Here is a 15,919-nt window from a genome sequence, read left to right as displayed (position 1 = left end):
AAACGCAACAGAGGCGGAGGACTGTATTTTTAGTCGGGCAATTGCGGATAGGGCCGTAGGTGTTTGTCTGACAAACACCGTTCGACCATGGTCGCACGCCAGTAAGGGCGCGGATTGTAGAGATGTGCAAGGCGCCAGATTTGCCTGACTTTTCGCTTGCAATGAAATCACTTTTTTACAACAACTTGACCTTAATCAAGCCATCTAACTGAGGTAACGGCAGCTCCGACGGGAACTTTAGGCTCTTTTTTAAAAATATTTAAAAAGCGAGGGTGCTGGCCCGACCGAGTTCCGCCCTTCATGTAATCGTTGACGGCGTCAGTACGCAGAACTTTAGGGCTATTTGAAAAATATTTTGAAAATCGTGATTTTTTTCGTTGACGCCCCGCAAGCGCGATTGTTTCGATACCTTTTCATGCCGCGAGACGCGCCTTGAAGCGGGGATTTGCTACACTGCCACTTCCGCACGATACTTTAAGCCTCAAGCAATATCATGCCATCCTGATAAGTCTCAACATGAAAGCCACCACCATGATTTCTCAACATGACTGCCGTGCGCGCGACCTCGACGATCCCCTGGCGCCGCTGCGCCTGCAGTTCGACCTGCCCGCCGGCGTGATTTACCTCGACGGCAATTCGCTGGGTGCGCGGCCGAAAGCAGCCCTGGCCCGCGCCCAGCACGTCATCACGGCAGAATGGGGCACGGACCTGATCCGCAGCTGGAACACGGCCGGCTGGTTCGACCTGCCCAAGCGCCTGGGCGACCGCCTGGCGCCGCTGCTGGGCGCCGGCACGGGCGAAGTGGTGATCACCGACACCACCTCCGTCAATCTGTTCAAGGCCCTGGCCGCCGCCCTGCAGATGCAGGCGACCGATCCGGCGCGCGCCGCGCGGCGCACCATCGTCAGCGAACGCAGCAATTTCCCCACCGATCTGTACATGGCGCAAGGCCTGGCCGCCTGGCTGGACCGGGGCTACCAGCTGCGCCTGGTCGACAGCCCCGACGAACTGGCGCAAGCCATTGATGCCGATTGCGCCGTCGCCATGCTCACGCACGTGAACTACCGCACCGGCTACCAGCACGACATGGCCGCCATCAGCAGCCACTGCCACGCGCAGGGCGCACTGGCGCTGTGGGACCTGGCCCATTCGGCCGGCGCCGTGCCGCTGGACCTGAACGGCGCTGGCGCCGACCTGGCCGTCGGCTGCACCTATAAATACCTGAACGGCGGCCCCGGCTCGCCCGCCTTCATCTGGGTGCCGGCAAAACACCAGGCGCGCTTCCGCCAGCCCTTGTCCGGCTGGTGGGGCCATGCGGCGCCGTTCGCCATGGACCCGGGCTACACGCCGGCCGACGGCATCGCCCGCGCCCTGTGCGGCACACAGCCCATCCTTTCGCTGGCCCTGGTCGAATGCGGCCTCGATATCTTTGCGCAAACGAGCATGGAAGCCATCCGCCGCAAGTCCCTGGCCCTGACGGATTTGTTCATCGCGCTGGTGGAACAGCGCTGCGCCAGCCATCCGCTGGGCCTCGTCACGCCGCGCGAGCATGCGCGCCGCGGCAGCCAGGTCAGCTTCACGCACCCGCACGGCTATGCCGTGATGCAGGCGCTGATCGCGCGCGGCGTGATCGGCGACTACCGCGAGCCGGCCATCATGCGCTTCGGCTTCACGCCCCTGTACACGGGCTTTGCCGACGTATGGGATGCCGTGGAAATCCTGCGCGACATTCTCGACACACTAGCCTACGACATCGCCGCCAAGCGCGATGCCGTCACCTGAACCATCCCATGAGCGACGACAAGAATATGAACAAGGAAAACACCAGCGGCTGCCCCATGCATGCCGGCGGCCAGCAAGGCGCCGAATGGCATGGCGCGCAGATGGATTTCAGCGAATCGATGAGCTACGGTAACTACCTGGCGCTGGACCGCATATTGACAGCCCAGCACCCGCTCTCCCCCAACCACAACGAAATGCTGTTCATCGTGCAGCACCAGACGAGCGAATTGTGGATGAAGCTGATGCTGCACGAAATGCACGCCGTGCGCGCCAACCTGCAAAGCGGCGACCTGGCGCCCGCGTTTAAAATGCTGGCCCGCGTGGCGCGCATCATGGATCAATTGGTGCATGCCTGGGACGTGCTGGCCACCATGACGCCGCCCGAATACACGGCCATCCGCCCCTACCTGGGCGCCTCGTCCGGCTTCCAGTCCTACCAGTACCGCGAGATCGAATTCATCCTGGGGAACAAGAACGCCGCCCTGCTGAACGTGCATACGACGGCCCCCGATACCTACAAGACGCTCGATGCGGCCCTGCGCACGCCGTCCGTCTACGACGAAGCCATCAAGCTGCTGGCGCGCAACGGCTTGCATATCGCTCCCGAGCGCCTGGACGCCGACTGGACCCTGCCGACCGCCTCCGACGCGTCCGTCAAGGCGGCGTGGCTGGAAGTCTACCGCGACCCGTCGAAACACTGGGCCCTGTACGAGCTGGCCGAAAAGCTGGTCGACCTGGAAACGGCCTTCCGCTTCTGGCGCTTCCGCCACGTGACGACGGTCGAGCGCATCATCGGCTTCAAGACGGGCACGGGCGGCACGGCGGGCGTGAGCTATTTGCGCAAGATGCTCGACGTGGTATTGTTCCCTGAGCTGTTCGCCCTGCGCACTGAGTTATAACTTAAGGAGCCTCGATGTCGCCTCTCGTCCTGACCCTGGCCGGCCTGTGGAATTCCGGGCCGCAGCATTGGCAAACCCATTGGGAAGCGCGCCACCCGCAATGGTCGCGCGTGCCGCACCGGGAATGGCAGACGCCGGACAAGGACGAATGGGTGGCAGAGCTCGACCGCGCCATCGCCGCCTGCGAACGCCCGCCCGTGCTGGCCGCGCACAGCCTGGCCTGCACGCTGGTGGCCCATTGGGCGGCCAGCGGCTCGCCGCACAGGATCGCCGGCGCCTTCCTCGTCGCCCCCAGCGATGTGGAGGCGCCCTCCTACCCCGCCGGCACGACGGGTTTCTCTCCCATGCCGCTACAAGCCCTGCCGTTTCCCAGCCTGGTGGTGGCCAGCGGCGATGATCCCTACGTCAGCTTCGCGCGGGCGCGCGCGTTTGCAGCCGCCTGGGGCAGCGATTTCACCATGATCGGCGACGCCGGCCATATCAACGGCGACGCCGGCTACGGCCCGTGGCCGGACGGCGAACAGCTGCTGCTGGACTTCTGCGCCGCGCACCAGCCCTGAACCGGGGCGCGCACGCGCGCACGATAGACGCGCCCGCATTTGCCCACAAGTAAGAACGCAGGCAGAATCGTGGCCTTTCCATTGCGGCGCCCCGGCGCCAGCCTTACGATGAAACGTCCGTTCTTGCCGGCTCTCCTGCCCTTGCTCCTCTGTTCCGCGCTGGCTCACGGCGCGCCCTTCTACGAAGGCAAGAGCCTCGCCCATCCCGCCATTGACGCCTCGCAGGACAGCGGCGCCGACATCGCGTTCATCAAGGAAAAGGATGGCGTCAACGGCTATTACTGCGAGTGCAAGAACAGCGGCACGAAAACCTTCCTGCTCGACCAGTTCGGCAACGCCGTCATCCGCTCCGTCTTCTACGCCTCGCTGGACAAGGAATCGGACACCAGCGTGCAAACCATGCTGGTGCTGTTCCGCCAGGGTGACAGGAACGGCCTGCGCGCCTACCGCTACCATCGCAGCTCCGGAAAATACCGGCGCCTCGACGGCTTGCAGCCGGCCCTGAACCGCATCGTGGCGCAAGCTGGCTCGCCCAACGCGGGCCAGGTCAAGGCGGCGCTGGCCAAGCTGGCGCCGATGGACTACAGCGTCGCCCGGGGCAAGAGCGGCAATGCGGAGGTCGACGCCATCGACCACACGCAAGGCACCGTTGTCGGCTACTACAGCACTGACGGCACGCCCACGGCGCCCGGCGGCAAGGATGCCATCAGCTACAAGAAGACCTTCCAGAAGAAAGGCGAGCGTTTTCTCACCGCCAGCTACACCCTGTACAGCGATGCGGGCGCCGGCATCCTGCCCAATTACCGCCTGTGGCAAGTGACGTGGGAAACGGCGCCGCAGCAGTTCACGGGCAGCGAAGACGGCCCTTCCGTCCTCTACAGCCTGGCCTGGGATGATGGCTCCGTGGTCGAGCGGGGCCAGTACGTGAAAGGCAAGCGCCAGGGGCTGTGGGTGCGCGAGGGCATGCATGAAGGCAGCGAAAAAGGCCATTTCGTCAACGGCCTGCAAGAAGGCATGTGGTACTTCACTTATCCCAAACAAAGCGAGAGCGGCATGTACCGGGCCGGCAAGCGCGAAGGCCGCTGGACGGTCGTCAACTATGCCGATGAAGAGGAAGTGACGGGTTTCGACACCTACGCGGACGGCCAGCTGAACGGCCCGCACGAACGCCGCATGGGCGGCAAGCTGCGCACGCGCGGCAACTACGTCAACGGTTCGCGCCATGGCGCGTGGATCACGGAAGACGGCGACGGCAGCTTTATCGACGGCTTGCGCGACGGCCCGTGGAAGCTCAGGCTCAAGGACGGAGTCACGCAAAGCGTCACTTTCGTCAAGGGCAAGAAACAGGGCGAGGCCCTGGACATGGACGCCAGCGGTGCGCTGCGCCTGCGCGACCACTATCAAAACGGCGTGCTCGATGGCGCGCGCACGCGCTACCTGGGTGCGCCCGGCAAGGAATACGTGGTCTACACGGCTACCTACCGCAACGGCCAGCTGGACGGGCGGGAGCAGGCGTTCGACGACAGCGGCAAGGTCCTGCGCCTCGACACCTTGTGGGACAACGGCAAGAAACAGGGCCTCGATGCGCGCTACTACCCGAACGGCAAGCCGGAACGCCTGGCCGTCGTCGACCAGGGCAGGCTGCTCACGCACCTGCGCGAATACTATGAAGACGGCCAGCTGTTCAATGACATCCACCGCTGCACCTTCAAGGAGTATGGCAGCACGCGCGACGACGTGTGCGAATACCACCACATGTACTTCCCGGACGGCAAGCCGCAGTACTACTACGCCTTCCAGTACGGCCAGCGCCAGGAAGGCTATTCGAACTACCCGAACGGCAAGCGCAAGGATGAACTGCTGGTCGACCGCGCCGCCGACACTTCCGTCGTCAACGCGTACTACGAAAGCGGCCAGCTCAAATGCACGGAGCCGCGCAGCGGCCACAGCACGCGCACGGTCAACGGCCAGACCATGATCAGCTACGCCTCGGCCGACCGCGATGGCGACAATATCTGCTACCACCCGAACGGCAAGGTGGCCAGCATCTACACCTTCCGCAAGCGCGTGCTCGTCGAATGCGGCAAGCGCTACGATGACACGGGCAAGCAGACGTTTCCCGGCCCGGAGGGCTGCCCGCCCCCCAGGAAAGTCGACTACCCGATAGGACTGTGACGATGACGCAAACAAGACAGCCGCAGCGCATCCACAATCCGGCCAGCATCGACGCGGCAGCCCTGCGTGCCGCCATCGCCGCCGACGGCAAGGTGATCGTGCAGTTTGGCGAACACTTTGCGCCGGAACCGCTGCTGGCGGACCTCGACGCGCTGGCGGCCACCTGCGGCGCGGCGCTGGAAATCCGCTTCTACGGCTACCACTTCACCGCGTTCGACGCCGCCATCCTGCGCGCCCTGCCGCATGCGGCCAATCTCTCGCTGGACTGCCATACCAGTGCCGTCAACCTGGAAACCCTGGGCGAGCTGCGGCACCTGCGGCGATTGCAGCTGGGCGTGTATGAACTGGAGGAGCACGGCATCCTGGCGCTGGAGAACCTGCGCACGCTGGAGTATCTGAGCCTGGGCGAGACGCGCAAGGCCAACATCGACCTGGCGCCGCTGCGGCACTGGCCGCAGCTAACGCGGCTGCATACCACGGGCCACGTGAAGAACATCGACGCCATCACGGCCCTGCCCGTGCTGAAGCAACTTTCGCTGTCGCAGATCAAGAGCAGGGATGAGGTGGACTTCGTCAGCGCCATGCCGGCGCTGACGCAGCTGCGCTTCATCCTGGGCGGACGCGCGTCGATCGCCCACGTCACGGCACCGCTGCTGGAAGAACTCGAAGTGGTGCGCGTGCGGGGGCTGGAAGACCTGGGCGACCTGGGCCGCTTTCCCCGGCTGCGGTGCCTGTCGGTGGAAGACCAGATCAAAGTGAAGGAACTGCGGCTGTCCAATCCGGCACTCGAATGCTTGATCCTGCGCAACTGCAAGACGCTGGAACGCCTGGCGGGCATCGCTGCCCTGCCGCAGCTAGGCAAGCTGGCCGTGTACCTGACACAGCTCGACATCGACGCGCTGCTGGCCGCAGGCATGCCGCCCGCATTGAAACAGCTGAGCTTTTCAACGGGACAAAAGAAACGCGACGACATGATTCGCGCCCGGCTGGCGCAACTGGGCTACGCCGAGGCGCGCTTCTACTGAACTAGCGGCTGGACGCCAGCCTGCGCTGCCACAGCGCCACGTCGATCATCACGCCGTCGGCGCCCGTGTTGCGGATGTAGACGCGGTAGCTGCCCTGCCCCATGTCGCCATCGAGGTAGGCCGTGCGCTCGTTGCGCTGCAGCCGCGCGCCCTTGGCCAGCCGGCGGTAGCGCTCCACCACCGTATCGAAACTGGCATAGCTGCGCAGCGCCACCTCCAGGTCGCGCGGAGGACGGCCCTCGGCCTGGTCCAGCACATTGGTCTGCTTCTTGCCCTTGAGCGTGAGCGGATAGGCAAACACGCCGGCGCCGGCCGACGTGAGCACCGTGGATTTGTCGAGCAGCAGCGGCAGCAGCGCCGGCGGATACGCTGGCGGCAGCTGGGTGCGGTTCCAGCCCGGCAGCGCCGGCTGCGCCAGCACATATTCGACGCTGGCGATCTTTTGCCCGCCAGCGCCCGCCTCCTTGTCGGCGGCGATCAGCGCCAGCATGGGCGGCAGCTGCCTGGCCCAGGCCAGCAGGGGAGCCGCTTCGCCGACCAGCATGCCCTTGCGGTGAAACACCGTCAGTACGGCGTTCGGATCGGGATTGCACACCTTGACGAGCGGCCGCCCCTCCAGATGGCAATGACCGTTGACGAGACCAAAGGCGATGATGGTGCCGCGCTTGTCGAGCAGCATGGCGCCCCGCTCGCGGCCCTGCTTGCGGTCATTCATCGACGCCAGCAGCTGGCGCCCGTCCGGCAGCGGCGTACGCGTGGCGTCGCGCTTTTCGCTGATCGCTTCAAGCGCCTGCGCCAGCAGCAGTTCATCGTCTTCCGTGTAGCTGCCGCGCGCGTAGCCGAAGAAATCGAACAGGGCGGCGCGCACCTGCACGTCGTCGCTCAGGCGAGGCAAGGGGCCGCCAGCCAGCAGCGAAGACAAGCTTGTTCCGGCAGGCGCCGATGGCGCCGCCGTGGCGCGGGCGGGCTGGGAAAGAACGCAGGCCGCTGCCAGCAAGGCGCCGCCCAGGGCGCGGTAGTTCGAAAAGGTGATATGCATGATTCTGTCTGTCGGGGATTTGGCTGCTATCGCTGCCACGCATGGCGCGTCGGGGATTCTAGCATGGCGCCAGCCGCCCATGCCGTGCGGCAGGCGCACGGCGCGTGCGCCGGCGGGGCTGCTATGATGACCACAATGACGATCTCTTCCCCCGCCCCTGCGCTGCTTGTCCTCCTGCCCGGCATGGATGGCACGGCCCGGCTGTTCCAGCATTTTGACGCCGCCCTGCGCGCACGCTCAACCATCGCCACCCAGGCCATCGCCTATCCGGCGGCACCGCTGGACTATGCGGCGCTGGAAGCGTTCGTGCGCGAGCGCTTGCCGCAGGACCGCCCTTTCGTCGTGCTGGCCGAATCGTTTTCGGGACCGCTGGGCGCCGCCCTGCGCGCCGATCCGCCGCCCGGCATGCGTGCCCTGGTCCTGTGCTGTTCGTTCGTGCGCAATCCGCGCCCGCTGCTGGCGCCGCTACGCCACCTGCTGGACCTGGTCCCCTTTGGCGCCCTGCCCGGCTTCGCCCTGCGCCAGGCGCTGCTGGCACCATATGCGACGCCAGCGCTGCAGGCGGAACTGGCCGCGGCACTGGCGCAAGTGCCGCCCGGCGTGCTGCGCCAGCGCCTGCGCGCCGTGCTGGAAACGGACGCCTCGCCCAGCTTCGCGCGCGGCACCTTGCCCGTGCTGTATCTGCGCGCGCGCCACGACCGCCTGGTACCGCCAGAAAACGCCGTGCAGATACTGCGGCAGGCAGCAGGCGCGCAACTGGTCGACATCGCCGCGCCACACATGCTGCTGCAGGCGGTACCGGCAGCGGCCGCCGACGCCGTCGCCGCATTTATTACAAGCCTGTCAGCCGCGCAGGCGCTCAACTAAACGCGCGCTGGCCAGCACGGCCAGCCAGCTCAAGCCGCCCGCCAGCACGCTGAAGTAGATGGCCCGCAGCGGGTGCTGGGGCAGCAGGTATGCGAGCACCGCCACGCCCAGCACACCGCACAGCAGCGGCTTCCCCCTGCCGGGCGGCAGCAGCGCCAGCAGCAGATTCGTGCCCGCATACACGTAAAACACCAGCAGCAGGGCCAGGCCGCCGGCCACGCCGCGCGAGCCCAGGCTGCCGAACAGCTGCGTGTACAGGAAAAAACCCAGCCAACTCAAAACAATAAACAGCAAGCAGCCCAGCGCGTGCGCGCCCAGGCCGGCCATCAAACGGTGCTTCATCCTGCCCCCAAAAAGAAAAAACCGGCCCTTTCAGATGAAAGAGCCGGCTTGGCGATATCTACGACAGAAAAACTACTTGGCCGAATTGAGCAGCAGTTCGTTCAGGCGCTTGACGAAACTGGCCGGATCGGCCAGCGAACCGCCTTCGGCCAGCATGGCCTGGTCGAACAGGATGTTGGCCCAGTCGCCGAACTTGCCGCCTTCCGCGTCTTCATACTTCAAACGCGTCACCAGCGGGTGGTTCGGGTTGATTTCCAGAATCGGCTTCGATTCCGGCGCGCTCTGGCCCGCCGCCTTGAGCATGCGCAGCAGGTTGCCCGACAATTCGTTTTCATCGGCCACCAGGCAGGCTGGCGAATCGGTCAGGCGGAACGTGACGCGCACGTCCTTGGCCTTGTCGGCCAGCACGGTCTTCATCTTGCCCACCAGGTCGGCGTACGAGGTTTCCGTTTCTTCGTGCTCTTTCTTTTCCGCTTCGTCTTCCAGCGCGCCCAGGTCCAGGCCGCCCTTGGCGACGGAGACCAGTTCCTTGCCTTCGAAATCCTGCAGGAAGGACAGCATCCATTCATCGACGCGGTCCGTCAGCAGCAGCACTTCGACGCCCTTCTTGCGGAAGATTTCCAGGTGCGGGCTGTTCTTGGCGGCGGCGTAGTTGTCGGCAGTGACGTAATAGATCTTGTCCTGGCCTTCCTTCATGCGCGCCACGTAGTCGGCGAACGAGGTGATTTGTTCGTCGCTGTCGTTGGCCGTCGAGGCAAAGCGCAGCAGCTTGGCCAGGCGCTCCTTGTTGGCCGCGTCCTCGCCGATGCCTTCCTTCAGCACCTGGCCGAATTCCTTCCAGAAGACGGCGTACTTGTCTTTTTTATCCTGCTCGTCCGCGTTCGCCAGTTCTTCCAGCATGCCCAGCACGCGCTTGGTCGAGCCTTCGCGGATGACCTTGACGTCGCGCGATTCCTGCAGGATTTCACGCGATACGTTCAGCGGCAAATCGGCCGAATCGATCACCCCGCGCACGAAGCGCAAATAGGTCGGCATCAGCTGCTCGGCATCGTCCATGATGAAGACGCGCTTGACGTACAGCTTGATGCCGCCGCGCTTGTTGCGGTCCCACATGTCGAACGGCGCCTTGGCCGGGATGTACAGCAGCTGCGTGTATTCGCTGCGGCCTTCCACGCGGTTATGCGTGTGCGTCAGCGGCGACTGGAAGTCGTGCGACACGTGCTTGTAGAATTCGTCGTACTGTTCCGGCGTGATGTCGGCCTTGTTGCGGGCCCACAGGGCGCTGGCCTGGTTGACGGTTTCGAATTCGTCCTTCAGGACGGTTTCTTTCTTCTCGTCGTCCCACTCTTCCTTCTGCATCACGATCGGCAGAGAGATATGGTCCGAATACTTGCGGATGATGGACTTGATCTTCCAGCTCGACAGCAATTCGTCCTCGCCTTCGCGCAGGTGCAGGATGATGTCCGTGCCGCGCGACGGCTTGTCGATCGATTCGATGCTGTAATCGCCTTCGCCGGCCGACTCCCAGCGCACGCCTTCCGAGGCGTCCACGCCGGCGCGGCGCGTTTCGACGGTGATCTTGTCGGCGACGATGAAGCCGGAATAGAAGCCCACGCCGAACTGGCCGATCAGGGCCGCGTCCTGCTGCTGGTCGCCCGACAGCTTGCCGAAGAATTCCTTGGTGCCCGACTTGGCGATGGTGCCCAGGTGCGAGATCGCCTCGTCGCGGGTCATGCCAATGCCGTTGTCGGAAATGGTGATGGTGCGCGCATCCTTGTCGAAGCTGACCTTGATCTTCAATTCGTGATCGTTGCCGTACAGGGCGTCGTTATCGATCGCTTCGAAGCGCAATTTGTCGGCCGCGTCGGACGCGTTCGAGATCAATTCGCGCAGGAAGATTTCCTTGTTCGAGTACAGGGAATGGATCATCAGGTGCAGCATTTGCTTCACTTCGGTCTGAAAACCCAGGGTTTGCTTTTCGGAGACAGCCATTTTTACCTCATAGTCTTGTGGATGGGACGGATCTTACGGAGTTGGGGATTATATAAGCGATTTCAAGGCGCCTTTTCTTCAATATCCCTGCACGATGGCTGCACCGGCGTCCGCGCTGCGCAAAATCGCGCACCCAGGCACGTGGTGCTGCGTTCCGGCTGCCATAGCAAAATCGATAACAAAACGAACTCATCAATTGAGCGCCTTGCAGACAGCGTCGGCATTAATATTGATTTTCTACCATCAAACAGGAGGAGACCATCGTGACACACCTATCGAAGATGCCAGTCCGCGCCTGCATGCCGCTGTCCATGGCGGGTTCCCGCTGCACCCCGACAAAGGCGCCTGCCACTCCCGGAGATTTTCCCGACACGCGTCCGCGCAAAGCCAGCATGCTGGCCTTGCGCAACGCTATCCTGGCTGGACTGCTGGCATTGCCCGCCATGGCCCAGGCAACCGTCATCGAATTCAGCGTGAGCGGCATCATCGCCCAGGGGGTGGACGAGTTGCATCTATTCTCCAGCTACGACGAATCGATAGTCGGCAAGCCATATACGATGAAATTCCTGCTCGATACGGCAACGCTTGCCGAAACCAACTCCGGGACCATCCATGGCGCCAGCAATGCGAACAATGGCGGCGCCCTGTATTTTTCCGGCGAAATCACGATGGGCAGCCGTAGCTACCGCTGGTCACCCGCCCTAGACGGCTACGCAAGCATGTATCTGAAACCGACAAATAGTGCATTAATGCATAGTTACGGCGGATACGGCGACGGGCGGCATGAGGTCTGGTCCATGATCGAAGTGTATGCCGGCGGCTCGACACCTTACTTTGACAGCCTGGAGTTTGAGCAGCGCATCGAATTCAAGGATTTTGTCGACCCCGGGGGCTACAGTTCCCAATTCAATCTGACCTATACGGCCCCGCGCTATCCGGACGACCATGGCGCCTATGTCGCCACCACCAACTTTGTCGGAACCGGCACCTACGCCCTTTGGCGAGTACGCGAGGTGCCGGAACCCGCACAAGTCGGCATGCTGCTCGCCGGCGTGGCGCTGCTGGCAGTCATGGCCCGCCGGCAGCGAAGCCGCGCCTGACCCGCTTGTGCATGCCGGAAAGGCAGGATGATCCGCCTATTTCAGCACGCGCTCGAAAAATGTCCAGACCTGCTCGTCCTGCACGGTGGCCAGGTTCAGGCGCATGCAGGTCGACGGCAGCTGGCGCGGCGAAAACAGGCTGCCGGGACCCAGCACCAGGCCTTCGGCCAGCGCTTTTTCGGCCAGCACATTCGTGTCGCAGCCCGCATCGGCCCAGATGAACATGCCAGCCGGCGCGGGATCGAAGCGCAGGCCCGCCTGCTCGGCGCGGCGGTACGTGCCCTCGCGCACCTTGTCGAGCCGCGCGCGCAGACGCTCGGTGTGCTTGCGGTACAGGCCCTGCGAGAGGATTTTATACACCACGCGCTCGCCGATGTCACTGGTGGTAAGCGTGGCCAGCATCTTGCGGTCGGCCAGCCGCTGCGCCCACTCGGGCGAGGTGGCGATGAAGCCCACGCGCAGGTTGGCCGACAGGCTCTTGGAAAAGCCGCCCAGGTAAATCACGCGGCGCAGCTGGTCCAGCGCAGCCAGGCGCGTGGCCGCCTGCACGCTTCCGCCCGGATGCATGTCGCAATAGATATCGTCCTCGACGACGAGGAAATCGTGCTGCTCGGCCAGGCGCAGCACCTGGAAAGCCTTGGCCGCCGACAGCGAGCCGGAGCCGGGATTGTGCAGCACCGAGTTGATCACGTACAGCTTGGGCCGGTGCAGCGCCGCCATCTCGGCCAGCACGGCGATGTCGGGACCGTCGCCCAGGCGCGGCACGCCGACCACCTTCATGCCCATGGCGGCGAAGGCGCCGAACATCAGCCAGTAGGCCGGATCGTCGACCAGGATGGTGTCGCCGGGACGCGTGAATTCGCGCGCCACCAGATCCAGCGCCTGCATCACGCCCACCGTGGTGACGATCTGCTCGGGCGGGCAAGCGATTTCGAGACTCGCTAGTTTCAGCTGCAACTGTTGCCGCAACGGCAAGAATCCCTGGGGCGCACCGTAGCTGAGCATGTGTGCGCTTGGCTGGCGGCTGACATCGCGCAAGGCGCGCGCCACCAGTTCGCCATCGAGCCATTCGGGCGGCAGCATGCCGGAGCCAGGCGCCGGATGGGGCGGCGTCTGGCGGAACATATTGCGGATCAGCCAGACGACATCGAACTTTTGCGCGCCCTCTTCTGGCCCCGCACCATGCGCTTGCGGCATGGCCGTGTTCAGCGGCGAGCGCTCGCGCACGAAAAAGCCGGCGCCGCGCCGCGATTCCAGATAGTCGCGCGCCACCAGCTTGTCGTAGCTGGCCACCACCGTGGCGCACGACACGTTCAGGCTGGCCGCGCACTGGCGGATCGAGGGCATGCGCGCGCCGCCGCGCAGCAGCTTGTCGTCGATGCGCGCCGCCACCGAGCGGACGATCTGGTCGATCAGGGTTTCGCCCGAGGCGCGCGACAGCAAGGGCAGCGGTGGTGTGGCCGGTGTATTGCTCATATGACCATTACAGTATGTGAAATTATGCGTTGAAGTGTATTTGTACTGTACTGCTATTCCCGCCTAGGATAGCAGCATGGAGCATACAAATCCATGCCTTTCCCTTACCGCACGCACCAGGAACCCCATGTCTTCACACACGAGCACCGCCGCCCCTACCGCCCACCCGCCCCGCCTTCGCGACGACCGCAAGGGCTTGCTGCTGGGCCTGATCGCCGTCGCCCTGTTCAGCCTGACCCTGCCCTTCACGCGCCTGGCCGTAGCCGAACTCGATCCCACCTTTGTCGCCCTGGGCCGCGCGCTGGTGGCCGCCGGCCTGGCCGGCCTGTGGCTATGGCATGCGCGGGCGCCGTTGCCGCGCCGTGAACAATGGCTGCCGCTGGCCCTCGTATCGCTGGGCTGCGTGCTGGGCTTTCCCTGGCTGACGTCGATCGCCATGCGCAGCCTGCCCGCCTCGCACGGCGCCGTGCTGGTCGGCATCCTGCCGTTGGCGACCGCCGTGTTTGCCGTGCTGCGCGGCAAGGAGCACCCTTCCCCCGGCTTCTGGCTGATGGCCCTGCTCGGCACGGCGCTCGTGGTGGTGTTCGCGCTGCGCCAGGGCGGCGGCAGCTTTCACCTGGCCGACGTACTGATGTTCGCCGCCGTGCTGCTCGGCGCCCTCGGTTACGCGGAAGGGGGACGCCTGGCGCAGGCGATGCCGGGCCAGCACGTCATTTCCTGGGCCCTGCTGCTGGCCCTGCCTTTTGTCTTGCCCGTGGTGCTGTGGAGCGCCTGGCCGCAGCGCGCGCTGATGGCGCAGGCCAGCGCCGCCGCCTGGCTGGGCTTTGCCTATATTTCCGTGTTCTCCATGTTCATCGGCTTCTTTTTCTGGTACCGGGGCATGGCCCTGGGCGGCGTGGCCCGCGTGGGACAGACGCAGTTGCTGCAACCCTTCCTCACCTTGCTGGGCGCGGCCGTGCTGCTGCACGAGCCACTGACGGGCGAAAGCCTGCTGTTTGCCGGCGCCGTGATTGCCGTGGTAGCCATCGGACGCAAGCTGAAGTAAGGCATCCTGACGCCCATTTGCAACGCCGTTGTGCGTGCGGATGGGCAGAGCGGCGTGCAAGCCGTACAATACCGCAGCACCATGGCGACGCCTATCCGGCGCCGCTTGCGCATGCACCGCCACAAGCGGGCCAACAAATCCAGCCGGCGCAGCTCGGCATCTTCTGTGAGACTCGTATGAAAATTGAAAATCCGAATCCGATCCAATGGCGCTTTGCCGAACGCGCGGAACAGCTGCAAAGCTCGTTCATCCGCGAAATCCTGAAGATCACGCAGCGTCCCGAGATCATCTCGTTTGCCGGCGGCCTGCCCTCGCCCGCCACCTTCCCCGTGGAAGAAATGAAGACCGCCTTCGACAAGGTCCTGTCGAACAATGGCAAGGTGGCCCTGCAATACGGCCCCACCGACGGCTACCTGCCGCTGCGCCAGTGGATCGCCGACTCGCTCTCCGGCAATGGCAGCACCATCCTGCCGGAACAGGTGCTGATGACGTCCGGCTCGCAGCAGGCGCTGGACTTGCTGGGCAAGGTCCTCATCGATGAAGGCAGCAAGGTTTTGGTGGAAACCCCCAGCTACCTGGGCGCGCTGCAGGCATTTTCCGTCTACCGTCCCCAATTCGTGTCCGTCGACACCGATGACGAAGGCCTGGTGCCGTCGTCGATCAACCCCGTCGCCGATGGCGCGCGCCTCTTGTACGCGCTGCCGAACTTCCAGAACCCGACGGGCCGCAGCCTGTCCGTGGCACGCCGCGTGGAACTGGTGGAAACCTGCGCCCGCCACGGCCTGCCGCTGATCGAGGATGACCCGTACGGCGCCCTGAGCTACAGCGGCGAGCCGTATCCGAAGATGATCAACATGAATCCGGACGGCGTCATCTACATGGGTTCGTTCTCGAAAGTGCTCACGCCCGGCATCCGCCTCGGCTACGTGGTAGCGCCGATGCCGCTGGTGCGCCGCCTGGAACTGGCCAAGCAGGCAGCCGACCTGCACACCTCGCAGCTGACGCAGATGGTCGTGCATGAAGTGATCAAGGATGGCTTCCTGGAGCGGCATATCCCCAGCATCCGCAGCCTGTACGGCAACCAGTGCCAGGCCATGCTGTCGGCGCTGGAAGAGCACTTCCCGGCCGGCGTCACCTGGACGAAGCCGGAAGGCGGCATGTTCATCTGGGTCACCCTGCCGAAACACATCGATGCGATGAAACTGCTCGATGAAGCCATCGCCAACAAGGTGGCCTTCGTGCCGGGCGCGCCGTTCTATGCCAACACGCCGGAAACGCATACCCTGCGCCTGTCCTTCGTGACGGTGCCGCCGGAACGCATCCGCGAGGGCATCGCCATCCTGGGCAAGCTGATCGCCGCCAAAGTATAAATCCGCTCTGCGCGCCCCGCCATGCGCGGGGCGTTTCCGCTGCCCGCACCACTGCCCGGCACGCGTCTTCCCCCCTAAAAACAGCCATTACGGCAGCAACTTCGTGTATTTATTTTTAAAAGTATCATAAAAATAATATTTTACGTATTCGCCGACCATCATTTTTTTACCCAATAAATTAACAAGGCGGTATGATTCGCCGACAGCGTCAGTTTTGACTCCGGTCAGCCTTTGACTACACGTGTCG

Annotated in this window: 13 protein-coding genes; 9 read left to right on the top strand and 4 right to left on the bottom strand. The window is 64.1% G+C overall.

Translation table 11 applies throughout. The features are described 5' to 3' along the window. The first annotated feature begins 531 nt into the window (after positions 1-531). The 5 genes from kynU (at position 532) to BXA07_RS21530 (ending at position 6,441) form a co-directional block, all read left to right on the top strand. Positions 532-1,782: a kynureninase gene (kynU, locus tag BXA07_RS21550; RefSeq protein WP_076570754.1), complete on the top strand. Its 1,251-nt coding sequence runs from the start codon at positions 532-534 to the stop codon at positions 1,780-1,782. 26 nt (positions 1,783-1,808) lie between these two features. After that, a complete protein-coding gene (gene kynA, locus BXA07_RS21545) occupies positions 1,809-2,681 on the top strand; it encodes a tryptophan 2,3-dioxygenase (RefSeq protein ID WP_244556363.1) in 873 nt (290 codons plus the stop codon). Positions 2,682-2,695: 14 nt separating this feature from the next. Continuing rightward, entirely contained in the window at positions 2,696-3,241 is a 546-nt protein-coding gene (locus BXA07_RS21540; protein ID WP_076570750.1) for an RBBP9/YdeN family alpha/beta hydrolase, read from the top strand. Positions 3,242-3,349: 108 nt separating this feature from the next. After that, a complete protein-coding gene (locus BXA07_RS21535; protein ID WP_076570945.1) occupies positions 3,350-5,416 on the top strand; it encodes a toxin-antitoxin system YwqK family antitoxin in 2,067 nt (688 codons plus the stop codon). 2 nt (positions 5,417-5,418) lie between these two features. Then, positions 5,419-6,441 carry a leucine-rich repeat domain-containing protein gene (locus BXA07_RS21530; RefSeq protein WP_076570748.1) on the top strand — a complete coding sequence of 341 codons (1,023 nt, stop codon included), beginning with the start codon at positions 5,419-5,421 and terminating at the stop codon, positions 6,439-6,441. Between the two features lies 1 nt (position 6,442). Here BXA07_RS21530 and BXA07_RS21525 read toward each other — a convergent pair whose 3' ends face one another. Beyond that, positions 6,443-7,480, bottom strand: a complete 1,038-nt coding sequence (locus BXA07_RS21525) for a hypothetical protein (RefSeq protein ID WP_076570746.1) — start codon at positions 7,478-7,480, stop codon at positions 6,443-6,445. Positions 7,481-7,615: 135 nt separating this feature from the next. Here BXA07_RS21525 and BXA07_RS21520 point away from each other — a divergent pair, with 135 nt between their 5' ends. Then, positions 7,616-8,347 carry an alpha/beta fold hydrolase gene (locus tag BXA07_RS21520; RefSeq protein WP_076570744.1) on the top strand — a complete coding sequence of 244 codons (732 nt, stop codon included), beginning with the start codon at positions 7,616-7,618 and terminating at the stop codon, positions 8,345-8,347. Here the strand turns inward: BXA07_RS21520 and BXA07_RS30355 are convergent. After that, the gene (locus BXA07_RS30355; RefSeq protein ID WP_076570742.1) at positions 8,324-8,689 is read right to left on the bottom strand and encodes a hypothetical protein; all 366 of its coding nucleotides are present in this window, start codon (positions 8,687-8,689) and stop codon (positions 8,324-8,326) included. The two genes, BXA07_RS21520 and BXA07_RS30355, sit on opposite strands and share 24 nt — an antisense overlap. 72 nt (positions 8,690-8,761) lie before the next feature. Further along, the gene (htpG, locus tag BXA07_RS21510; RefSeq protein ID WP_076570740.1) at positions 8,762-10,681 is read right to left on the bottom strand and encodes a molecular chaperone HtpG; all 1,920 of its coding nucleotides are present in this window, start codon (positions 10,679-10,681) and stop codon (positions 8,762-8,764) included. A gap of 263 nt (positions 10,682-10,944) precedes the next feature. Here htpG and BXA07_RS21505 point away from each other — a divergent pair, with 263 nt between their 5' ends. Next, entirely contained in the window at positions 10,945-11,781 is an 837-nt protein-coding gene (locus tag BXA07_RS21505; protein ID WP_139335692.1) for a PEP-CTERM sorting domain-containing protein, read from the top strand. Between the two features lie 36 nt (positions 11,782-11,817). Here BXA07_RS21505 and BXA07_RS21500 read toward each other — a convergent pair whose 3' ends face one another. Beyond that, positions 11,818-13,257, bottom strand: a complete 1,440-nt coding sequence (locus BXA07_RS21500; RefSeq protein ID WP_076570736.1) for an aminotransferase-like domain-containing protein — start codon at positions 13,255-13,257, stop codon at positions 11,818-11,820. A gap of 127 nt (positions 13,258-13,384) precedes the next feature. Here BXA07_RS21500 and BXA07_RS21495 point away from each other — a divergent pair, with 127 nt between their 5' ends. After that, positions 13,385-14,302, top strand: coding sequence for a DMT family transporter (locus BXA07_RS21495; RefSeq protein ID WP_076570733.1), 918 nt, complete (start codon positions 13,385-13,387; stop codon positions 14,300-14,302). Positions 14,303-14,478: 176 nt separating this feature from the next. Then, complete coding sequence (locus BXA07_RS21490; protein WP_076570731.1) at positions 14,479-15,672, top strand: aminotransferase-like domain-containing protein; 1,194 nt, start codon at positions 14,479-14,481, stop codon at positions 15,670-15,672. The last annotated feature ends 247 nt before the right edge of the window (positions 15,673-15,919 follow it).

The sequence above is a fragment of the Janthinobacterium sp. TND4EL3 genome, from assembly GCF_900156175.1.
Taxonomy (GTDB): domain Bacteria; phylum Pseudomonadota; class Gammaproteobacteria; order Burkholderiales; family Burkholderiaceae_D; genus Janthinobacterium.
The sequence above is the reverse complement of the archived record's forward strand: the minus strand, read 5'-3'. Positions and strand labels throughout refer to the sequence as shown.